At 72.5% G+C, this 19,842-nt stretch carries 16 protein-coding genes and 1 riboswitch; of the genes, 3 read left to right on the top strand and 13 right to left on the bottom strand.

All coding sequences use genetic code 11. The features are described from left to right. Positions 1-9: 9 nt before the first annotated feature. The 11 genes from ACZ64A_RS22430 to ACZ64A_RS22380 all read right to left on the bottom strand — a co-directional run bounded on the left by ACZ64A_RS22430 (position 10) and on the right by ACZ64A_RS22380 (position 12,982). Positions 10-486: an FtsB family cell division protein gene (locus ACZ64A_RS22430; RefSeq protein ID WP_469812481.1), complete on the bottom strand. Its 477-nt coding sequence runs from the start codon at positions 484-486 to the stop codon at positions 10-12. 184 nt (positions 487-670) lie between these two features. Beyond that, complete coding sequence (gene eno / locus ACZ64A_RS22425; protein WP_469812480.1) at positions 671-1,966, bottom strand: phosphopyruvate hydratase; 1,296 nt, start codon at positions 1,964-1,966, stop codon at positions 671-673. Between the two features lie 294 nt (positions 1,967-2,260). Further along, positions 2,261-2,980 (bottom strand): transglycosylase family protein, encoded by a 720-nt coding sequence (locus ACZ64A_RS22420; RefSeq protein ID WP_469812479.1) that lies wholly within the window; start codon positions 2,978-2,980, stop codon positions 2,261-2,263. Between the two features lie 3 nt (positions 2,981-2,983). Beyond that, positions 2,984-3,152, bottom strand: a riboswitch (cyclic di-AMP (ydaO/yuaA leader). A 183-nt stretch (positions 3,153-3,335) separates the two neighbouring features. Further along, entirely contained in the window at positions 3,336-4,439 is a 1,104-nt protein-coding gene (locus ACZ64A_RS22415) for a transglycosylase family protein (protein ID WP_469812478.1), read from the bottom strand. A 127-nt stretch (positions 4,440-4,566) separates the two neighbouring features. Next, on the bottom strand, positions 4,567-5,865 hold the full coding sequence (locus ACZ64A_RS22410) for a cytochrome P450 family protein (protein WP_469812477.1): 1,299 nt from the start codon (positions 5,863-5,865) through the stop codon (positions 4,567-4,569). Further along, positions 5,862-6,917 (bottom strand): nucleoside triphosphate pyrophosphohydrolase, encoded by a 1,056-nt coding sequence (locus ACZ64A_RS22405; protein ID WP_469812475.1) that lies wholly within the window; start codon positions 6,915-6,917, stop codon positions 5,862-5,864. The genes ACZ64A_RS22410 and ACZ64A_RS22405 overlap by 4 nt, the downstream gene beginning before the upstream one ends. An 89-nt stretch (positions 6,918-7,006) precedes the next feature. Beyond that, entirely contained in the window at positions 7,007-7,648 is a 642-nt protein-coding gene (locus tag ACZ64A_RS22400; RefSeq protein ID WP_469812474.1) for a SurA N-terminal domain-containing protein, read from the bottom strand. A 146-nt stretch (positions 7,649-7,794) separates the two neighbouring features. Continuing rightward, positions 7,795-8,625, bottom strand: a complete 831-nt coding sequence (locus ACZ64A_RS22395) for a glycoside hydrolase domain-containing protein (RefSeq protein WP_469812472.1) — start codon at positions 8,623-8,625, stop codon at positions 7,795-7,797. An 83-nt stretch (positions 8,626-8,708) separates the two neighbouring features. Next, positions 8,709-10,220, bottom strand: coding sequence for a protein kinase domain-containing protein (locus ACZ64A_RS22390; protein ID WP_469812601.1), 1,512 nt, complete (start codon positions 10,218-10,220; stop codon positions 8,709-8,711). A 17-nt stretch (positions 10,221-10,237) separates the two neighbouring features. Beyond that, positions 10,238-10,816: a hypothetical protein gene (locus ACZ64A_RS22385; protein WP_469812470.1), complete on the bottom strand. Its 579-nt coding sequence runs from the start codon at positions 10,814-10,816 to the stop codon at positions 10,238-10,240. Positions 10,817-10,966: 150 nt separating this feature from the next. Next, positions 10,967-12,982 carry an N-6 DNA methylase gene (locus ACZ64A_RS22380; protein ID WP_469812599.1) on the bottom strand — a complete coding sequence of 672 codons (2,016 nt, stop codon included), beginning with the start codon at positions 12,980-12,982 and terminating at the stop codon, positions 10,967-10,969. 350 nt (positions 12,983-13,332) lie between these two features. Between ACZ64A_RS22380 and ACZ64A_RS22375 the strand changes: the two genes are divergently transcribed. Beyond that, positions 13,333-14,028 (top strand): hypothetical protein, encoded by a 696-nt coding sequence (locus tag ACZ64A_RS22375; protein ID WP_469812469.1) that lies wholly within the window; start codon positions 13,333-13,335, stop codon positions 14,026-14,028. Between the two features lie 133 nt (positions 14,029-14,161). After that, positions 14,162-14,896 (top strand): hypothetical protein, encoded by a 735-nt coding sequence (locus ACZ64A_RS22370; RefSeq protein WP_469812468.1) that lies wholly within the window; start codon positions 14,162-14,164, stop codon positions 14,894-14,896. Between the two features lie 47 nt (positions 14,897-14,943). Here the strand turns inward: ACZ64A_RS22370 and ACZ64A_RS22365 are convergent, their stop codons facing one another. Beyond that, positions 14,944-15,690 carry an HNH endonuclease family protein gene (locus ACZ64A_RS22365; protein ID WP_469812466.1) on the bottom strand — a complete coding sequence of 249 codons (747 nt, stop codon included), beginning with the start codon at positions 15,688-15,690 and terminating at the stop codon, positions 14,944-14,946. A gap of 177 nt (positions 15,691-15,867) precedes the next feature. On the opposite strand from ACZ64A_RS22365, the gene ACZ64A_RS22360 reads away from it, so the two are divergent. Beyond that, positions 15,868-16,053, top strand: coding sequence for an antitoxin (locus ACZ64A_RS22360; protein ID WP_469812465.1), 186 nt, complete (start codon positions 15,868-15,870; stop codon positions 16,051-16,053). A gap of 150 nt (positions 16,054-16,203) precedes the next feature. Here ACZ64A_RS22360 and mfd read toward each other — a convergent pair whose 3' ends face one another. Continuing rightward, on the bottom strand, positions 16,204-19,791 hold the full coding sequence (mfd, locus tag ACZ64A_RS22355; RefSeq protein ID WP_469812464.1) for a transcription-repair coupling factor: 3,588 nt from the start codon (positions 19,789-19,791) through the stop codon (positions 16,204-16,206). Positions 19,792-19,842 lie beyond the last annotated feature (51 nt).

Here is a 19,842-nt window from a genome sequence, read left to right as displayed (position 1 = left end):
CTTGTCGAATTACTGGTCGGAGGCGTCGGCCTTGTCGACCCCGTCCCAGACGTTGGAGTACCAGGGGCGGTGCGCCGAGCCGGCGTCGGTGTGGGCCTGCGTGGCCGCGTCCGGGTCGACCACGACGTAACCGGTCTCGCCGGGCAGCACATAGTGCAGCCGCTTGCGGATCTGCTGCTCGGCGAAGGAGTCGTCCTGCCAGCGCGCCTTGAGGTCGCGCAGCTGCTCCACGCGCTGCGCGGCCTGCTGCTTCTGGCGCTGCAGGTCGGCGATCTCGGCGCGCTGCGAGACGTACTGGCGCATGGGATAGGCGAGCGCCACGATCAGCGTGCACACCACCAGCGCGAGCAGCGCCGCGCGGCCGGTGAGCCGGGAGCGGCGGGCCTGCCGTTTGGTCTGGGAACGGTAGACGCGGGCCGCGGTCTGCTCGCCGAGCAGCCGGATCCTGGTCGCGGTGGAGAAACGGTCCCGGTCCTTCACCGCCATGGGCATCCTCCCGTTCACACGCGCGTACGTCCCCGGACACGGTACGGGACCGAGTACGGGGACGTACGTACGACTGGCTAAGCCTTACGCCAGGTTGGCCCAGCCTTGGGCCAGGACACGGGCTCGACCGGTGGCCGGGCCCGTGGACCCGGCCCTTGGCTCAGCGCTTGGCTCGGCGCTCGGCTCAGCCCTTGGAGACCGTGCCGCGGAAGCGGGGGAACGCGCTGCGGCCGGCGTACACCGCGGCGTCGTCGAGGATCTCCTCGATGCGCAGCAGCTGGTTGTACTTGGCGACGCGCTCGGAGCGGGCCGGGGCGCCGGTCTTGATCTGGCCGCAGTTGGTGGCGACGGCGAGGTCGGCGATGGTGACGTCCTCGGTCTCGCCGGAGCGGTGGGACATCATGCACTTGAAGCCGTTGCGCTGGGCCAGCTCGACGGCGTCCAGCGTCTCGGTCAGCGAGCCGATCTGGTTGACCTTCACCAGCAGGGCGTTGGCGGCGCCCTCCTCGATACCGCGGGCCAGGCGCTCGGGGTTGGTGACGAACAGGTCGTCACCGACGAGCTGGACCTTGTCGCCGAGCTTGTCGGTGATGGTCTTCCAGCCGGCCCAGTCGTCCTCGAACAGCGGGTCCTCGATGGAGACCAGCGGGTAGGCGTCGACCAGCTCGGCGTAGTACTCGGTCATCTCGGCGGCCGAGCGGTTCTTGCCCTCGAAGACGTAGGAGCCGTCCTTGTAGAACTCGGACGCGGCCACGTCGAGGGCGAGCGCGATCTGCTCGCCGGGGGTGTAGCCGGCCTCCTTGATCGCCTCGAGGATGAGGTCGAGGGCCTCGCGGTTGGAGCCGAGGTTCGGGGCGAAGCCGCCCTCGTCGCCGAGGCCGGTGGCCAGGCCCTTGGACTTCAGGACCTTCTTCAGGGTGTGATAGACCTCGGCGCCCCAGCGCAGCGCCTCGGAGAAGGACTCCGCGCCGATCGGCGCGATCATGAACTCCTGGATGTCCACGTTGGAGTCGGCGTGCGAGCCGCCGTTCAGGATGTTCATCATCGGCACCGGCAGCAGGTGCGCGTTCGGGCCGCCCAGGTAGCGGAACAGCGGCAGGTCGCTGGCCTCGGAGGCGGCGTGGGCGACGGCGAGCGAGACGCCGAGGATGGCGTTGGCGCCGAGGGAGCCCTTGTTGTCGGTGGCGTCCAGGTCGAACATGGCCTGGTCGATCAGGCGCTGCTCGGTGGCGTCGTAGCCGACCAGCTCCGGGCCGATCTGCTCGATGACGGCCAGCACGGCCTTCTCGACACCCTTGCCCTGGTAACGGCTGGAGTCGCCGTCACGCAGCTCGATGGCCTCGAAGGCGCCCGTCGAGGCGCCGGACGGGACGGCGGCACGCCCGGTGCTGCCGTCGTCGAGGCCGACCTCGACCTCGACCGTGGGGTTGCCTCGGGAGTCCAGGATTTCCCGGGCTACGACGACGTCGATGGACGGCACGAGCATCTCCTTCGTGGATGTGACGCTGAAAGTGCGGGGCTGGTGAGCCTTGCGACTAGAGCCTAACCGCCCCGGGGCCATCGGCCAGCCGACCGCCCGGCCCGTGGACAGACAGACCGTACCCATTGTTCACCGTCGGAACAAAGGGGGGTGGCGTTCCGGCTGAACACCTGGCGAACCACCGGCACGGAAACCGGCACAGAAAAACCCCGCCCCGGTGCGTACGGGGGGAGACGCACCGGGGCGGGGAGCCCGTGGGGACGGGGAGCGGCCCTTGGCCGGCCGGCCGGCTGCTTACTTCAGGTGCAGCTGCTGGCCCGGGAAGATCAGGTCGGCGTCGTCGACGATGTCCTTGTTCAGGTCGAACAGCTTCTTCCAGCCGCCGGCGACGTGGTGCTTCCCGGCGATGGAGCTGAGGGTGTCGCCGGTGACGACCTTGTACTCGCCGTCACCCTTCTTGACCTTCTTGCCGGTCGGGGTGGTGACGGTCTTGGTGCTCTGCTTCTTCGGCGTCTGCGCCGGGCGCTCGCTGGAGCGGGAGGCGCTCTGCTGCTCGGTGGAGCGCGTCGTGGTGGTGCCCTGCGAGGAGCTGGAAGAGCTGGAAGAGCTGGAGGAGCTCGACGAGCCGCCGCCGTTGTTCGGGGTGTTCGACAGGCCCGTGCCGCAGACCGGCCAGGCGCCCTTGCCCTGGGAGGCGAGGACCTTCTCGGCGACGGCGATCTGCTGGGACTTGCTGGCCTGGTTGGCCTGCGGGGCGTAGGCGGTGCCGCCGTACGCGGCCCAGGTGGAGGCGGAGAACTGCAGGCCACCGTAGTAACCGTTGCCGGTGTTGATGGACCAGTTGCCACCGGACTCGCACTGGGCGACCGCGTCCCACTCGGAGGTGGTGGCGGCGGAGGCGTTGCCGGCCGCCATCAGCGGGGCGGCGACGGCCGCACCGGTGACACCGGCGAGCGCGATGACGCGGGTGGTCTTGGACGGACGACGGTGCTTGCCCTTGCCGGAAAACAGCATGGTGGATCCCCTCACCGACGCCTGCGAGGTGAGCTGTCGGGTTCGGGCCGGTTGAGTTGCCCGGCCACCCCTCCCCTGGGAGGCGTGGCTTCACCCCTAGCCGCTCCGGCTCAACTGCCCGGCGCGGCACTTACCTTGGGTCCCCCGCTCCTGCCTGCGGCGCGTAGAGCGACGACTGTTCCCGTGCGGCCGCTGGCAGGATTCGGCGTTGCGGCCGGCCGGGGCTCGCGGTGGCGAGCGGTCATGACCGTAGACAGGCGATCGGGCGAATTTCAAAGACGATCACGGCTTCTGAGACTCATCCCACACTTTCACCAAAGCGGACATCAGTCCCAAAACGGGGCGTCAACTCCCGCTACTTTTCGCCCGTTTCGCCACCGACAAGCAGTGTCTGACCGGGCACGATGTGGCCCGGGTCGGCGCCGATGGCGTCCCGGTTCTCCGCGTACAGCGCGCGCCACCCGCCCTCGACGTGAAGGGAGTCGGCGATGGACGTCAGGCTGTCCCCGCCGAGCACCGTGTAGCGCGAGGCGTGCCGGCCCGGGGCGGACGCGGCGCTCGCCGCGGCCGCGCTCTCCTCGGCGCCGGCGCCGCGGTGGCGGCCGCCGCCGTCGAGCGCGCCGGTGTCGACGAGCTCCGAATCCCCGACGATCCGGCGCAGGTTGTCCGGATCGTCGCTGTTTGCGTCATCCGCGGAGGCGCTGCCGGACGGCTGCGCGGTGCCGGGACCGGATGTTCCGGGCGTACCGGACGCAGCCGCGCCGCCCGTGGAGGGCGTGGCGGACGACGGACCGTCAGAGGGTCGCGCAGGAGTGCCCGCGGGGGGCGTTCCGGCCGGCGCGCCGGAGGGCGTACCGGAGGAGTCGGGCAAGCCGGGCGAGTCCACCGAACCGGAGGTTCCGGATGTTCCGGAGGTACCGGTGGATCCGGTGGATCCGGAGGTACCGGCCGAACCGGAGGTGCCGGGCGCACCGGTGGAACCGGTCGAGCCGGAGGAGCCCGTACCGGAGCCGGCGCCGGTGGACGCCGAGCCGCTGCCCGCGGTGTCGCCCGCCACGCCCGTGTCGACGTCCGGTGCGGACGTGTCGGCGGACAGGCCCGAGGTCAGCCCGCACACCGTCCAGTGGCCGACGCCCTGGTCGGCGAGGACCTTCTCGGCGACCGCTATCTGCTGCGAACGGCTGGCGAGGTCGGGCCGGGCCGCGTACTCCAGGCCGCCGTGCCCCTCCCAGTCCTCCTGTGACAGGTGCAGGCCGCCGTAGAGCCCGATCCCGGGGTTGTCGCTCCAGCGGCCCCCGCTCTCGCACTCGGCCACCTTGTCCCACGTCGCGCCGTCGGCCGCGTGGGCGCTCGCGGCGCCGAGCAGCGGGAGGGCGATGGCGGAGCCGGTCACTCCGGCCGTGACGAGGAGGGCCGGAGCCTGACGGGGGCGACGGTGTCGACCGTTCCCGGAGAGCATGCGGTGACCTTTCGCGAGACAGCACTGACCGGCGCGGCGCCTTGAGGCACCGGCGTCGCGCTGACGAGTGAACGTATCGGCAGACGATCGCCAGTCACAAGTTCATGCCGCGCAGATCACGTGAAGATCACATAGTTGAAGATGTGTCAGTTTTCTGTGCGGGAGCGGGCGTGAACGTCACGGGCAACTGGCGCAGCCCCCGCATGATGAGGCCCCCGCGCCAGCGCAGATCGGCCGGTTCGGCCCCCAGTCGGAGGTCGGGCAGCCGGGTGAGCAGGGTGGCGAGGGCGGCCTGGCCCTCCAGACGGGCCAGCGGGGCGCCCAGGCAGTAGTGGATGCCGTGGCCGTAGCCGAGGTGCTGGTTGTCACGGCGGGCGAGGTCCAGCAGATCCGGCTCGGGGAAACGCTCCGGATCGCGGTCGGCGGCCGCCAGGACGACGAGGACGGGATCGCCGGGAGCGATGTCCTGCCCGCCCACGCTCAGCGGCTCGGTGGCGAACCGCCAGGTCGCCAGCTCCACCGGGCCGTCGTAGCGCAGCAGTTCCTCCACGCCCGTCTCCAGCAGCGCCCGTTCGCCCCGGGCCAGGGAGTCCTGCAGCAGGTGCCGCTGCTCGGGGTGCGTGAGCAGGGCGTAGGTGCCGTTGCCGATGAGGTTGACGGTGGTCTCGAAGCCGGCGAACAGCAGGATGAACGCCATCGCCGCGGCCTCGTTCTCGGTGAGGTGCTCACCGTGGTCGGAGGCGCGGATCAGTCCGGAGATGAGGTCCTCGCCGGGAACGGGCTCGGCGGGCAGCGCCTGCCGCTTCCTGTGGATCAGCTCGGCGAGGTACCCGCGCATCTTCTTCACCGACCGGGCGACCCCGCCCCTGGGCCCTCCGCCGTGCCGGATCATCATCCCGGCCCAGTCCCGGAAGTCGTCCTGGTCCTCGCGGGGTACGCCGAGCAGGTCGCAGATGGCGTAGATGGGCAGCGGGAAGGCGAACTCGTGGATGAGGTCGGCGGAGCCCCGCTCGGCGAATCCGTCGATGAGGTGGTCGGTCAGCTCCTGCACACGCGGCGCGAACTCGGCGACCCGGCGGGGCGTGAACGCCTTGCTGACCAGGCGGCGCAGCCGGGTGTGGTCCGGCGGGTCGATGTTCAGCAGATGCGTCATCAGCTCCGCCTTGCGCTCCCCGGGGATGCCGGTCTTGCCCTTGGCGTGCGCCGGCTCGTCGTGGTGCGCCGGGTTCTTGCTCAGGCGCTGGTCGGCGAGGGCCTGCCGGGCGTCGGCGTACCGGGTGACCAGCCAGGCCTCCACCCCGCTGGGCAGCCGGGTGCGGTGCACCGGCGCGTGCTCGCGCAGCCAGGCGTACGCGGGGTAGGGGTCGGCGGCGAACTCCCAGGTGAAGAGTTCGGGGGCGTCGTCGGGGCGGAGCTGCTCGGTCACTCTCCGACCGTATCCGGATCCGGGTGGGCCTCCGCGTCGCGGTGGCCGGCCGCCGCCGCGGGGAGGGCGTCACCGCTGACGCCCTCCGCCTCGCGGATCGCGTCGCGGTAGGCGCGGGCCGCCGCGCGCAGCGACGTCTCCGGGTCGACGCCGTCCGCCTCGGCGCGCGCGGCGAGCGCCAGCAGCTGGTAACCGATGCCGTCGCCCTGCGGCAGCGCCGCGTCCAGGCCGGCGGTGCGGGCGCGCGAGGCGAGCTTGGCCGCGAGGGACAGCGCGGGCTGGTGCAGCGGGATGCCCTCCGTGACGGACGTACGCCGCTTCTCCTGCGCCTTGGTGCGCAGCCAGTGCTCCTTGACCTCCTCGGGGGTGGTGGCGACGGCGTCCCCGAAGACGTGCGGGTGGCGGTGGATGAGCTTGGCGACGATGCCGCCGGCCACGTCGTCGACGGAGAAGGGGGCCTCGGGGTCCTCCTCGGCGATACGGGCGTGGAAGACCACCTGGAGCAGGACGTCGCCCAGCTCCTCGCGCAGTTCGTCGCGGTCGCCGTCCTCGATGGCCTCGACCAGCTCGTACGCCTCCTCCATGGCGTACTTCGCCAGGCCCTCGTGGGTCTGGCGTGAGGACCACGGGCAGGCGACGCGGATGCGGTCCATGACCTGGACGAGGTCGAGCAGACGGGCGCCGGGCAGGTCGTAGGAGGCGGGCAGCAGCTCCAGGTCCGGCATCGTGACGCGGCCGGAGCCGGCGAGCCTGGCCAGCCCGTCGGTCAGCGCGGGCTCCCCCTCACCGGTCGCCACCACCACGACCGTGCGGCCGCCGGCGCAGGCCTCGAGCAGCTCGTCGGCGCCCGGGGCGGCCACCTCGACGACGACGCCCGCCTCGCGCAGGTACGGCAGCTGGGGGTGGTGGCCGTCCGCGCACAGCACCCGGTCGGCCTCCCGCACCGCCTGCCAGGCGGGCCAGGACAGCAGACCGGGCGCCACGCGGTGGCTGGTGGTGAGCAGGACGATACGGCCGGGAGCGGCGGAGTCTTCGAGGCGCGGTGCGTTCACGCTTCGAACGTACCGCGCGCCGGGAGACGGCTCCGCTCGTTGTCCACAGGGCGGGGCCGCAGTGTGATGATCTGCCCGCCGGTGGGCCGTTACGTCGGCTGCTGCGACGCCGCCGTGTCACGCACCCAGGGGGTCTTCGAGTCCACCCGGCCGACCTTCTGGGCGTCCCAGGTGCCGTAGCGCGGGTTGAGGTCGACGCCCAGCTCGCGCGACGCCGTGGACAGGGCCTTCCAGAACGCCGGCTGGTTGGTGTCGGTGCCCAGCTTCGCGGCGAGCTTCTGGGCCTCGACCTGCAGACGCAGGTTGTCGTCGACGCGCTGCGGCGGGATGCCGTACTCGCGCAGCCAGGTCGTCTCCAGCGCCTTCGCCCCGCCGAGCTGCTGCTCCACGCCCGTGCGCAGCTGCTGCACGTCATGGCGCGTGACGGCGACGCCCGCGTCCTGCGCGGCACGGTGCAGCACCTGGTCCAGGACCATGCTGTGCAGCGTCTGCCGGGTCAGGTTGCCGGACCCGGACACCACACGGGCGTAGTTCGCCTCGTCGCCCGCCGCCGCGCGCTGCGCCGCGCGGACCTCGTTCACCCGGTCCTGGAGCTGGGAGACCGTGATCTTCTGGCCGCCGACGACGGCCGCCGCGCCCGGATGCGCGTCGCTTCCGCAGGCGGTGAGCAGGGGGGCCGCCGCGGCGATCGCGGCGGACAGCAGGAGCGCGGTGCGACGGCGGCGGTGCAAGGGAACCTCCCGAGGAGATTGTGCGACGGTGCACAAAGTCTTGCGGTGATCGATGGTAGGCAGTGGGGCTGCTGAGGCCAACCCATTCGACCAACGATTCAGCGTCACTTCCGGCACCGCCGCGCGCACTCCCGGGGCGAAGACGGTCAGCCGACGATGGCCACCGGCGCGTCCCACGCGTCACGGTCCACGGTGAGCGTGTAGCCGCCCCGGGTCTCCTTGCTGTTCACCAGGTACTGGTGACCGCGACTGTGGTCGGTGAACTGCGTCGCGCCCCACGGCCAGTCAGCGGTGGTGGTCTCCTTCTTGTCCCACAGCGCGTACCAGAGGTTGCCCGGCAGGTCCGTCTTGTTGGCGGCCGTGGCGATCGCCTTGGCGCTGGAGCTGCTGAAGCCGTAGAAACCGGCCCGGTAGGTCTTGGCCCGCAGCCCCTTCGTGAACGCGCGCACGTACGTCAGCACGGCGTCGTTGCACGACTTGTTCGTGATGTCGTACGGCTCCATGTCGAGGTAGATCGCGCTGCCCGCCTTCATGCCGAGCGCGGCGGCCTTGGCCACGGCGTCGCCCGCGTCGCTCGCACCCAGGGAGGCGGCCGTGGCGGCGGTCAGCCTCTCGGGGTTGCGGCTGGTCTGGCAGGGCGGCTGGGCGCCGACGTAGAGCGGGATGAGCTTCCAGCCCTGGGAGCTGACCGACTTCACCCAGGACGCGGTGAGGTTGGGCTGGTTGCAGCCGCGGTTCTTGCCGCCGATGTAGACGGCGGCGCCGCCGTAGTAGCCGTCGGCGCGCCAGGCCTTCATCGCGCTGAGCGAGGGCGCGGTGCAGGTGTCGAACGCCCGGCCGGTGTAGGTCTTCTGCGCGGGCCAGGCGGTGGCCGCCATGGACTGCTGGGCGGCTATGCCGCCCCCGGCGACGACGGCGGCGCCCGCCACCGTCCACGAGATGTATCTGCGCTTCTTGGACTGACGATGGCTGGACACGGCTGATCCCACCCCTTCGATGTACGTGACCGCTCGGTGTCCGCGACACCCACGAGCGGCTCGTACGTTAGCCCGTGCCGCCGCTAGCCCCGCACCTGCCCCAGCCATTGCAGAGTGCGGCGCACGTCCGCGGCCAGCGGATGCCCGGGGCCGTGCAGCCGCTCCACGTCGTGCAGCAGGCGCAGCAGCGCCTCGTGTGCGGCCGGCCGGTCGCCGAGGGCGAGCAGCAGATGGCCGATGCGGCGGCGCAGCTCATGGGCGAGCGCGGGGTCGCCGGAGACGTACTGGTTCTCGTAGTACGGCAGCAGCGCCCGGTACTCGGCGAGCGCGGCCGCCGGTTCGCCGAGCTGCTCCAGGCACTGGGCGGCGTCGTAGCGGAAGCGCAGGGACTGCGGGTCGGACGCGCCGGCCTCGGCGGCGCGTTCGTCGGCCAGGCGGCGCAGTTCGGGCAGGGCGCGCCGGTACTGGCCGTCGTCCATGAGCGTGGCGGCGTACTGCTTGCGCAGGGTCCGCACGACCGGCGAATGCTCGCCGTGCTCCCCGGCGGCCACGGGCAGGATCGCGCCGAGGATGTCGACGGCCTGCGTGATGCGGCCCTGCCCGAGCAGGCGCTTGACCTCGTCGACGGCCGCTGCCACATCGGGTTTCCCGGCGGCGGGCGGATCGGCGGCGGGGGCCGGCTGGGGCGCGGGGATGCGGGCACGGTCCGGCCAGGGGGCGTGCGGGCGCAGGAAGGGGCGCGTGGGGTCCAGCGGCGCTCCGCTCGGGACGCCGCGCCCGGGCAGCAGCGGCACCAGCTGCTCGTACACCTCCTGCGCGGAGGCGGGCCGGTGGAGCGGGTCCTTGGCGAGCAGCCGCAGCACCAGCGCCTCCAGCGCCTCCGGGACCTCGGGGCGGAAGCGGCGCACCGGAACCGGAGGCTCGTACAGGTGGCGGTGCAGCACGCCGAGCGCGGTCGAACCGGCGAACGGGACGTTCCCGCTGAGCAGTTCGTGCAGCAGCACACCGAGCGCGTACAGGTCGGTGTACGGGCCGACCGCGCCGCCCATCGCCTGCTCCGGGGCCATGTAGGCGGGCGAGCCGATGGGGGAGCCGGTGTGGGTCAGGCGCGTGGTGTCGCTGTCCATCACGGAGGCCACGCCCAGGTCGAGCACGGTGACCGTGCCGTCCTGCTTGACCATCACATTGCGCGGCTTGAGGTCGCGGTGGACGATCGGCACCGCGTGCACGGCGCTCAGCACGGCGCACAGCTGCGCGGCCACGGCGACCGCCCACGGCCACGGGTACGGGTCGTGCTCGGCGAGGTGGTCGGAGAGGTCGGCGCCGTCCACGTACTGCATGACGAGGAACAGCTCCTCGCCCTCGCTGCCCGCGTCGTGCACGGTCACCAGGCCCGGGTGGTCGACCTGCGCGGTCACCCGGCACTCGCGCAGGAACCGGCGGCGCAGCTCGTCGGCCTCCTGCCCGGCCACCTTGTCGGGGCGCAGCAGCTTCACCGCCACACGCCGGTCGAGCCTGCGGTCGTAGGCCGTCCACACCTGGCCCATGCCGCCCTGGCCGAGGAGAGCGGCCAGTTCGTAACGCCCGGCGATCATCCGCCCCGTCGTCACGGTCACCTTCCGCCCTCGCCGTGGCCGTCACCGCGCCGCAGGTAGTCGCTGAGTTCGTCGAGCTCGGCGCGCACCTGGTCGATCCGGGCGGGTGCGGGACGCTGTGGGGGCGGCGGCGTGGGGGTGGGGGTGGGGAGGGGCACGGCGGGCGTCTGCGGGAGCGTGGCCGCGTACGGCGACGGGGGCTGCGGGTAGCCGTAGGTCACGGCCGGCGCCGGGGTCACGGGGTAGCCGGCGGGGTGCGGGCGGTGGTGACGTATGTCGGCGTACAGGTAGTAGCCGGCGCAGGCCGCCATGTTCAGCAGCAGGATGATCATGCCGGTCGTGCCCTTGGGCGTGCTGAAGTCGTCCGTGTGATCGGTGGCGAACAGGCTGAAGCAGACGATCAGTACGGCCACGGATGCCCCGAAGACCCACCAGTCGACCCGCTTGCGGGTCACGATCGCCGCACGCAGCGGCGCCACCCACGCGAGGAATCCGATACTGAGGACCGCCACCGCCACGAAGATCACGCGCAGCAGGACCAGCACCCCGGTCGAGGGTCGGCGGGACGGGGGCGGCGGGTAGCCGTGGCCCTGCATGGCTGCTCCTGAAGGCCTGATGGGGACGAACGTAGTACCGGGTCCGAGCGTATAGGCCGACACGGACGACACGTCACGGGTTGTACCGAACCGTTGTCACACTGATCACTTCGCCCCGCCCCGAGGAGGCGGGGACGGGGCGCGCGTGGGTCAGTCGGGTGCGACCGTGCCGTCCGTCAGCCCGTCGTACATGCCGCGCACGAGCTGTTCGCCGAGCCGGCTCGCGTGCCTGAGCGCCCGCTCGAACTCCTCCAGGGCGCGGAACCGCTCGCCGTAGTGCCGCTGTTCCTCCAGCGGCAGCCGGGGCAGTTGCAGGCGGCGCACGTCGAGCCGGGTGGCGGTGGAGGCGTAGCTGCTGGCCTGACGGTTGTTGGCGGTGCCGCGCAGGAAGCCGGCGAGGAACCACGGGTCGAGCGCCTGCCGGTCGGGGCGCAGCAGGACGAGGTTGCGGCCGAGGGCGGCGCCCTGGGTCTCCTCGTCGATGACACGCGCCACCGCGCCGCCGCCGACCACCGGCAGCACCACGTCGCCCGGCTCCGTCAGCACCGCCTCCTCGTCGCTCTCCGGCAAGGAGCCCGACGGCGCCGTCCCGGCCAGCACGTCGTGGTCGGTGAGGACCCGGACGCGCGTGGGCCCGCCGCTGCCGCCGGTGCGCATCTCCAGGGCGCCGCCGCGGGCGAGTTCCCCGACGGTGGTCAGCGGCCAGCGCGCCCGCCGGGGCGCGTCGACGGGCGCGGGCGTGAGCTCCGCGGTCAGGCGCAGCGTGTCGCCGAGGCGTTCGCGTACCGCGGTGAGCGCCCCCGCTCCGTCGGCCGGTGCCGCGGGCGGCAGATGGCGGGCGGGCGCCAGGTCCACGTCGTCGTCGAGGAGGTCGATGACGGGCAGGGAGCGGGCCAGACCAGGCCGTTCCTCCAGGCTGCCCGTGCGGTCGAAGGCGGACCAGGCGTCCAGCACCGCCTCGCGCACGGCCTGCCAGTCGGAGCCGCCGCGCCCCTCCCCCGCGAACTGCCCGGCGTCGGCGAGGAGCACCTCGGGCTGCGCGACCGCGGCTACGGGCCGGCGCAGCAGCCACAGATGCAGCGGGATGTTGTACGGCGGTGCCGCGCCCACCGGCAGGGCGATCACGGCCCGCAGCGCGCCGCGCCGCAGCAGGTCGGCGCGGATACGGCGGCCGGAGCGGCGGGAGGCGGCGGCGGGCGGCATCAGCAGCACCGCGGTGCCGCCGTCGCGCAGCCGGGCCAGCGCGTGCTGCACCCAGGCCAGCTCGGACTCGGCGCGGGCCGGGAAGCCGTACTCCCAGCGCGGGTCGTAGGCCAGTTCGTCGTGGCCCCAGTTGCGTTCGTTGAACGGCGGGTGGCACAGCACCGCGTCGGCGCGCACGTCGGGGTGGGCGTCGGCGCGCAGGGTGTCGCCGGCGGCGGCGCGCACCGCTGCCGGGGAGTGCAGGGCGAGCCGGAGCGCGGTGAGCGCGGCCAGCTCGGGCGCGCCGTCCTGGGCGTACAGCTCCTGCCCGGGGCGCGGCGCGACGGCGCGCAGCAGGGCGCCGGTGCCGCAGGCCGGGTCGAGGACGGTGCGCGCGCCGCCGGCCAGGTCGGCCATGAGGCCGGCCAGTTCGGCGGGGGTGAGCGTGTACTGGCGCGGGTTGGCGTCGAGGTGCCGGCCGAGCAGGAACTCGAAGGTCTGCCGGGCGCCGAGTTCGGCGGCGAGTTCCGCGGCGCCGCGCAACAGGGGCACGGAGGGCAGCAGTTGGGGGCCGGTGGGGGCGCGCACCGCGGGTGCGGGGCCGTCCGCTCCCGTGAAGCGCGGGGTGAGGACCTGCTCCAGGGCGGGCGGCAGCATCGCGGCCAGGCGTTCGTCGGTACCGGCACTGATGTCCAGCCAGACGGTGGGCCGGTCGTGGATCAGGAGCAGGGCGCAGCCGGCGTGGGTCAGGGCGGTGACGGGGCCCTCGGGGTGACCGGCGAGCTGCTGCCAGACGCGTTCGCGCAGCGGGACCTCGGCGAGCTTGCCCTGGCGGCGCAGCCAGCCCTCGACCTCGGCGAGCGCGAAGGACGGGCTGGTCTCGGTGCCGCCGACGGGCTTGGGGAAGTCGGCGTGCCGGCGGCGCCAGTTGCTGACGGCGGCGCGGCCGACGCCGGCCAGGCGCGCGATGCCGGCGGCGGTCACCTCGGTGGCGTTGTCGGCGGCGTGGCCCGCCGCCGCGCCGGGCGCCCCGCCACGGATGCCCGCCGCGGTGCGCGCTCCGGCACGGCCGGCCGCCCCGGTCGTCTCGTCGTCTGCCGCCTTGTCCCGCACCGGCCGCGCTCCCCTCGTCCGCGCGGCGCGACCGCCCCGTACGGCCACGCCTGTGAGGCCGAGGATACCGACGAATGCAAGATCCGACCCTTAACAGCCGTGTATCCAACACTTGCTGTGAACCGTGTTGACTCGGTTCACAGCGCATGCTCTTATTGACCCAGCGAACGAAGGGCCGCCTCGCCAGGGGCGGTTCACACCGTCCGAGGGGGGACACAGTCATGGGCACGAAGGCCAAGGTCGCGCTGGGCGCCGTCGTGGGGATCGTCGTCATCGGAGCCGTGTCGGCGAACGCCGGCGGCGACGGCGGCGACTCCGACAGCAAGGACAAGGGGTCGTCGGCCTCCGCCGGGCCGAGCGCGGGGGGCAAGGGCTCCGGCGCGCAGAAGCCCGGCGCCGAGGCGGCCGAGGAGAAGAAGGCCGCGTTCGACGGGGACGGCGAGTTCCGGGTCGGCTCCGACATCAAGCCCGGCACCTACCGCACCAGCGGCAACGGCGACGGCATGTGCTACTGGGAGCGGGCCAAGGACGCCTCCGGCGAGACCGACGCGATCCTGGCCAACGACAACGTCACCGGCACCAGCTATGTGACGATCAAGCCCGGCGACAAGCTGTTCAAGTCCACCGGCTGCCATGACTGGGAGGCCGTCGACGCGAAGGCCACGGGCACGCCCGCCACCGCCATGAAGGGCGACGGCGGCATGTTCAAGGTCGGCGCCGACATCGCCCCCGGAACCTACCGTTCCACCGGCAACACCGACGACTCCTGCTACTGGGAGCGAACCAAGGACGCCGGCCACTCCATCGAGTCGATCATCGCGAACAACAACGTGACCGGCTCGGCCGTGGTGACCATCGGCGCCTCGGACGCCTACTTCAAGACCACCGGCTGCAAGGACTGGAAGAAGACCGGCTGATCGGTCCCGGTCCGCAGCCCCTCCGGCCGCAGTCCCGCACCCCCCACCCGGGCCCGGTCCACACCCGGCGGGCCCGGTATCCACACCCGGCGGGCCCCGCCCGCACTCACACCGTCTCCACCAAGGAACCCCCATGCGTCGCACCGCTCTCGCCGCCACCACCCTCTGCCTGGTCACCGCGACCGCCGCGGCCCTGACCGGCTGCCAGTCCGGCCAGGACACGGCCGACGGCAAGCCGGCCGCCGCCTCCGGCGCCCCGGCGAAGGCCCAGGACCCGAACGCCGGCCTGCTGACGGGCACCCAGCTCAAGCAGGCCCTGGCCCCGGCCTCGGTCTTCCCGGCCGGGCTGGCCCCGGTCGCCGACGGGGCGGCGGACAGCGGCAACGGCTTCCTCGCGCCGAGCAGCCGCAGCACGGCCAAGGCGGACTGCACCAAGCTGGAGAACACGGCCTGGCTGGACGTCACCGGCTACAAGGGCGGCGTGTCGTTCGCGCAGGACGACTACGCCAACCAGGACCGCAGCGAGGAGATGACGCAGGAGATCGACGCCTTCCAGGGCACGACCGCGCAGGCCGTGATGGAGCGGATCCGCGGTGTGGCGGCCGAGTGCGCCACGTTCACCGACACCGCCCAGCACGTCAAGGTACGGGTCAGGGGCAAGTCCACCGCCGGGCTCGGCGACGAGGCGTACACGCTCACGCTCACCAGCGCCACCTGGGAGAACGGCACCACGCTGGTCGCCACCCGGGTCGGCAAGTCGGTCGTCACCGTGATGTCCACCGCCGGCTCCGGCAACGGCGCGGCGTCGGCGAAGAAGCTGACCACGCACCTGGTGGAGTCGCTGCGCAAGGCCGGCGCGACCTCCTGAGCGACGGCCCGAGGGGGGTCGAGGGGCGCAGGTGTCACCTGCGCCCCTCAGTCGCACTGACGCAGCATCATCTGCTTGTCGGCGGCGGTGACGGGCAGGGCGTACTTGAGCGACACCTGCGCGAAGCGCACCACGTAGGCGCAGCGGATCGCCTTGTCCGGCGGCAGCCAGGTCGCCGGGCCGGAGTCGCTCTTGGCGCCATTGGTGGGCCCGTCCACCGGGACGAGATTGAGCGGGTCGTTGGCGATGGCCTCCCGCTTGTCCTTGGCCCAGCGCGAGGCACCCATCTGCCAGTCGTACGACAGCGGCATGACGTGGTCGATCTGCACCGTGGTCGCACGGGACTTGGTCCACGCGATGGTCTTGCCGGTGTAGGGGTCGTGCAGCGTCATCGAGACGACCACGCAGTTCGAGCCCTTGCGGAAGCGGACGTCCTGACCGTCGCGCTTGAGCAGGTCGTTGCGGGTGTCGCAGCCGTTGCGCGCGAAGGGCACGTCACCCGGCACCGAGTCCATCCAGGCGTAGCCGAACTTGTCCCGCTCGTACCCGGTCTTCGGGCCGCGCCCCTTGGTGGCCACCTTCTGGATGAGCGCCCGGGCCTCGGCGCGGCCGGACGCGTCGGTGACGGGCGCCAGCCCGGGTTTCGTCCCGTCGGGGTTGTCCAGCGGACCGACCGCGTGCCCGTCGCCCGCGGACCGCTCCGGTCCCGGTGACCCCGGCGTCTGCTGTGTACAGCCGGTGATGCCCAGCACCAGCACGGCGGCGACCGCCGCCCCGCCCCTCGCACACCTCACGGTGCGTCCCTCCCCTTGCTCGACCGGTTCCGCCCCGCACCCGCGAGTCTTCCCGTACATGCCCTGTGTACACACCGTAACCGCACAGAGGTTCAGACCAGATCGCCTCTTACTTGGGCATTCCACGCATCCCGGGCGTATCGTCGAAAGGGAGTTCTCACCGGAAGGAGCTTCCGCATGGGCCTCTTGGACAGGTTCCGCCAGAACAAGCAGGCACAGGACAAGGCCGGCCAGATGTCCGACGCCGGCGAGAAAATGGCCAACGACAAGACTGGCGGCAAGTACGAGGACCAGGTCGACGCGGCGCAGCGCCAGGCGGAGCAGCGCCTCGGCATGGACCGCGACCGCCCCGACCAGCAGTAGGCCCCCGCCCGAGGCCGAAGCCGCCCACGGACCCCTGTCCGCCGGGCGGCTTCGCCCGTTGCCGGGCCGCGGTGCGCGGCCGGCTCACGGACGCGCCGCGTCAGGCCACCGGCGGGCTGATCCGGCCACTGACCCGAGCGCGGCTCCTGCTCAGGAGTCCAGCACCGACGTCAGGAACTCGCCCACCCACGCCAGCAGTTCGCGGCCGACCAGCGGCTTGCCGCCGACCCGGGCCGTCTTCGGCCGCGGGACCAGCACCTGGTGTGTGGCCGGCTTGATGACGCTGCCCGGGTAGAGCCGCTTCAGGCGCAGCTCCTGCGACTCGCGCAACTCCACCGGTGCGAAACGGATGTTCGTGCCCTGGAGCACGACCTCGCCGACCCCGCAGGCTCGCGCGAGCATCCGCAGACCGGCGACCAGCAGCAGGTTCTCCACCGGCTCGGGCAGCTTGCCGTAGCGGTCGGTGAGCTCCTCGCGGACGTGCCGGATGTCCTCCTCGCTGTTGGCGGAGGCGATCGACCGGTAGGCCTGCAGGCGCAGCCGCTCGCCGGGCGCGTAGTCGTGCGGGACGTGCGCGTCGACCGGCAGCTCGATCTTGACCTCCAGCGGCGCCTCCTCCTCGATCTCGCCCGTCTCCAGCTGCCTGCGGTAGTCCGCGACCGCCTCGCCCACCATGCGCACGTACAGGTCGAAGCCGACGCCCGCGATGTGCCCGGACTGCTCGCCGCCGAGCAGGTTGCCCGCGCCGCGGATCTCCAGGTCCTTCATCGCCACGTACATGCCCGCGCCCATCTCGGTGTGCTGGGCGATGGTCGCGAGCCGCTCGTGCGCGGTCTCCGTCAGCGGCTTCTCCGGCGGGTAGAGGAAGTACGCGTACCCTCGCTCCCGGCCACGCCCGACGCGGCCGCGCAGCTGGTGCAGCTGGGACAGGCCGAAGGTGTCGCCGCGCTCCACGATCAGCGTGTTGGCGTTGGCGATGTCGATACCGGACTCGACGATCGTCGTGGAGACCAGCACGTCGAACTTCTTCTCCCAGAAGTCGACGACGACCTGCTCCAGCGCCGCCTCCGACATCTGCCCGTGCGCGGTCGCGATCCGCGCCTCGGGCACGATCTCCCGCAGGCGGGCCGCGGCCCGGTCGATGGACTCCACCCGGTTGTGGATGTAGAAGACCTGGCCCTCGCGCAGCAGTTCACGCCGGATCGCCGCGCCGATCTGCTTCTCCTCGTACGGCCCGACGAAGGTGAGCACCGGGTGCCGCTCCTCCGGCGGTGTGGTGATCGTCGACATCTCGCGGATGCCGGTGACCGCCATCTCCAGGGTGCGCGGGATCGGGGTCGCGGACATCGTCAGCACGTCGACGTTCGCGCGCAGCTTCTTCAGCTGTTCCTTGTGCTCGACGCCGAAGCGCTGCTCCTCGTCGACGATGACCAGCCCGAGGTCCTTGAACTTGGTCTCGGAGGAGAACAGCCGGTGCGTGCCGATGACGATGTCCACCGAGCCCTCCTTCAGGCCCTCCAGGGTCGCCTTGGCCTCGGTGTCGGTCTGGAAGCGGGAGAGCGCCCGTACGTTCACCGGGAACTGCGCGTACCGCTCGGAGAACGTCCCGAAGTGCTGCTGCACCAGCAGGGTCGTCGGTACGAGGACGGCGACCTGCTTGCCGTCCTGCACCGCCTTGAACGCGGCCCGCACCGCGATCTCGGTCTTGCCGTAGCCGACGTCGCCGCAGATCAGGCGGTCCATGGGGACCGTCTTCTCCATGTCCTCCTTGACCTCGGCGATCGTGGTGAGCTGGTCCGGGGTCTCCGCGTAGGGGAAGGCGTCCTCCAGCTCGCGCTGCCAGGGCGTGTCGGAGCCGAAGGCGTGCCCCGGGGCGGCCATACGGGCGCTGTACAGCTTGATCAGGTCGGCGGCGATCTCCTTGACCGCCTTCTTCGCGCGCGCCTTGGTCTTCGTCCAGTCGGCGCCGCCCAGGCGGTGCAGCGTGGGTGCCTCGCCGCCGACGTACTTGGTGATCTGCTCCAGCTGGTCGGTGGGGATGTACAGCCGGTCGCCGGGCTGGCCGCGCTTGGCCGGGGCGTACTCCACGACCAGGTACTCGCGGGTGGCGCCCTGCACCGTGCGCTGCACCATCTCGATGTAGCGGCCGACGCCGTGCTGCTCGTGGACGATGTAGTCGCCCGCCTCCAGGGTGAGCGGGTCGATGGTCTTGCGGCGCCGCGCGGGCATCCGGGCGCCGTCCTTGCCGGCCGCCTTCTGCCCGGTCAGGTCGGTCTCGGTGAGCACGGCCAGCTTCAGGCCGGCGTCGACGAAACCGTTCTCGATGGAGCCGCACGCCACGTGCACCAGCGACGGGGACAGCTCGCCGAGGTCGGCGTCGAGACGGGCGGCGATGCCCTCACCGCCGAGCACCTCGGCCGTACGGGCGGCCGGGCCGTGGCCCTCGGTGACGTACACCGTGCGCCAGCCGTCGGCGAGCCAGCCCTTGGTGTCGGCGAGCGCCCGCGCGGTGTCGCCGCGGTAGGCCTCGGGGGCGTGCATGCCGAGCTTGAGGGTGGTGGCGTCCAGCTCGTCGTCGGCGGCGAACGGCGACACCGACCACCACATCATGTCCAGCTCGCGGGCCCGGTCCCGGACGTCCGCGATGGACCACAGGGAGGCCGCGCCGACGTCGATGGGCGCCTCACCTCCCGCCCGTCGCCCGCCACCACCCTCAGCCGAGCGGGCTTCGCCCGCGCGCCACGATCCGGCGGTGGCGGCCCAGGACGCCTGCAGGAACTCCTGGCTGGTCGCCACAAGGTCCGCGGCGCGGGTGCGCACCCGCTCGGGGTCGCAGACCACGGCCATCGAGCCCTTGGGCAGCACGTCGAGCAGCAGCTCCATGTCGTCGACGAGGACCGGGGCGAGCGACTCCATGCCCTCCACCGCGATGCCCTCGGCGATCTTGCCGAGCAGTTCGCCGAGTTCCGGGTGGTCCTCGGCGAGGGCACGCGCACGGGCCCGGACGTCCTCGGTGAGCAGCAGCTCACGGCAGGGCGGCGCCCACAGGCCGTGCTCGGCGACCTCCAGGGAGCGCTGGTCGGCGACCTTGAAGTAGCGGATCTCCTCGATGTCGTCGCCCCAGAACTCCACCCGCAGGGGGTGTTCCTCGGTGGGCGGGAAGACGTCGAGGATGCCGCCGCGCACGGCGAACTCGCCGCGCTTCTCCACCAGCTCCACGCGCGCGTACGCCGCCGCCGCGAGCGCCGCCACGACGTCGTTCAGGTCGGCGCTCTCACCGCTGCGCAGGGCCACCGGCTCCAGGTCGCCGAGGCCCTTGACCTGCGGTTGCAGCACCGAGCGCACGGGGGCGACGACGACGGAGACCGGGCCGGTCTCGGGGTCGTCGGGACGGGGGTGGGCGAGGCGACGCAGGACCGCGAGGCGGCGGCCGACGGTGTCGCTGCGCGGGCTGAGCCGCTCGTGCGGGAGGGTCTCCCAGGAGGGGTACTCCACGACGCCCTCGGACGGCAGCAGGGAGCGCAGCGCGGCCGCCAGGTCCTCCGCCTCCCGTCCGGTCGCGGTCACCGCGAGGACCGGGCGGGACGCCTCCCGGGCGAGGGCGGCGATCGTGAAGGGGCGGGCGGCCGGGGGGCCCACCAGGTCGACGTGCAGGCGGTTGCCGTCGGTGGCCGCCGAGATCGCTTCCGCGAGGGCGGGGTCCTTGACGACGGCGTCGAGCAGACCGTGCAGGCTCATGGAGGGGGCTTTCCGTCCTGGGGTGGGCAACGCAAGCAGCCCGGCGCGGTG

The sequence above is a fragment of the Streptomyces sp. NPDC104814 genome, assembly GCF_055583185.1.
Note: the sequence above shows the minus strand (reverse complement) of the source record. Positions and strands in the feature narration are given on the sequence as shown.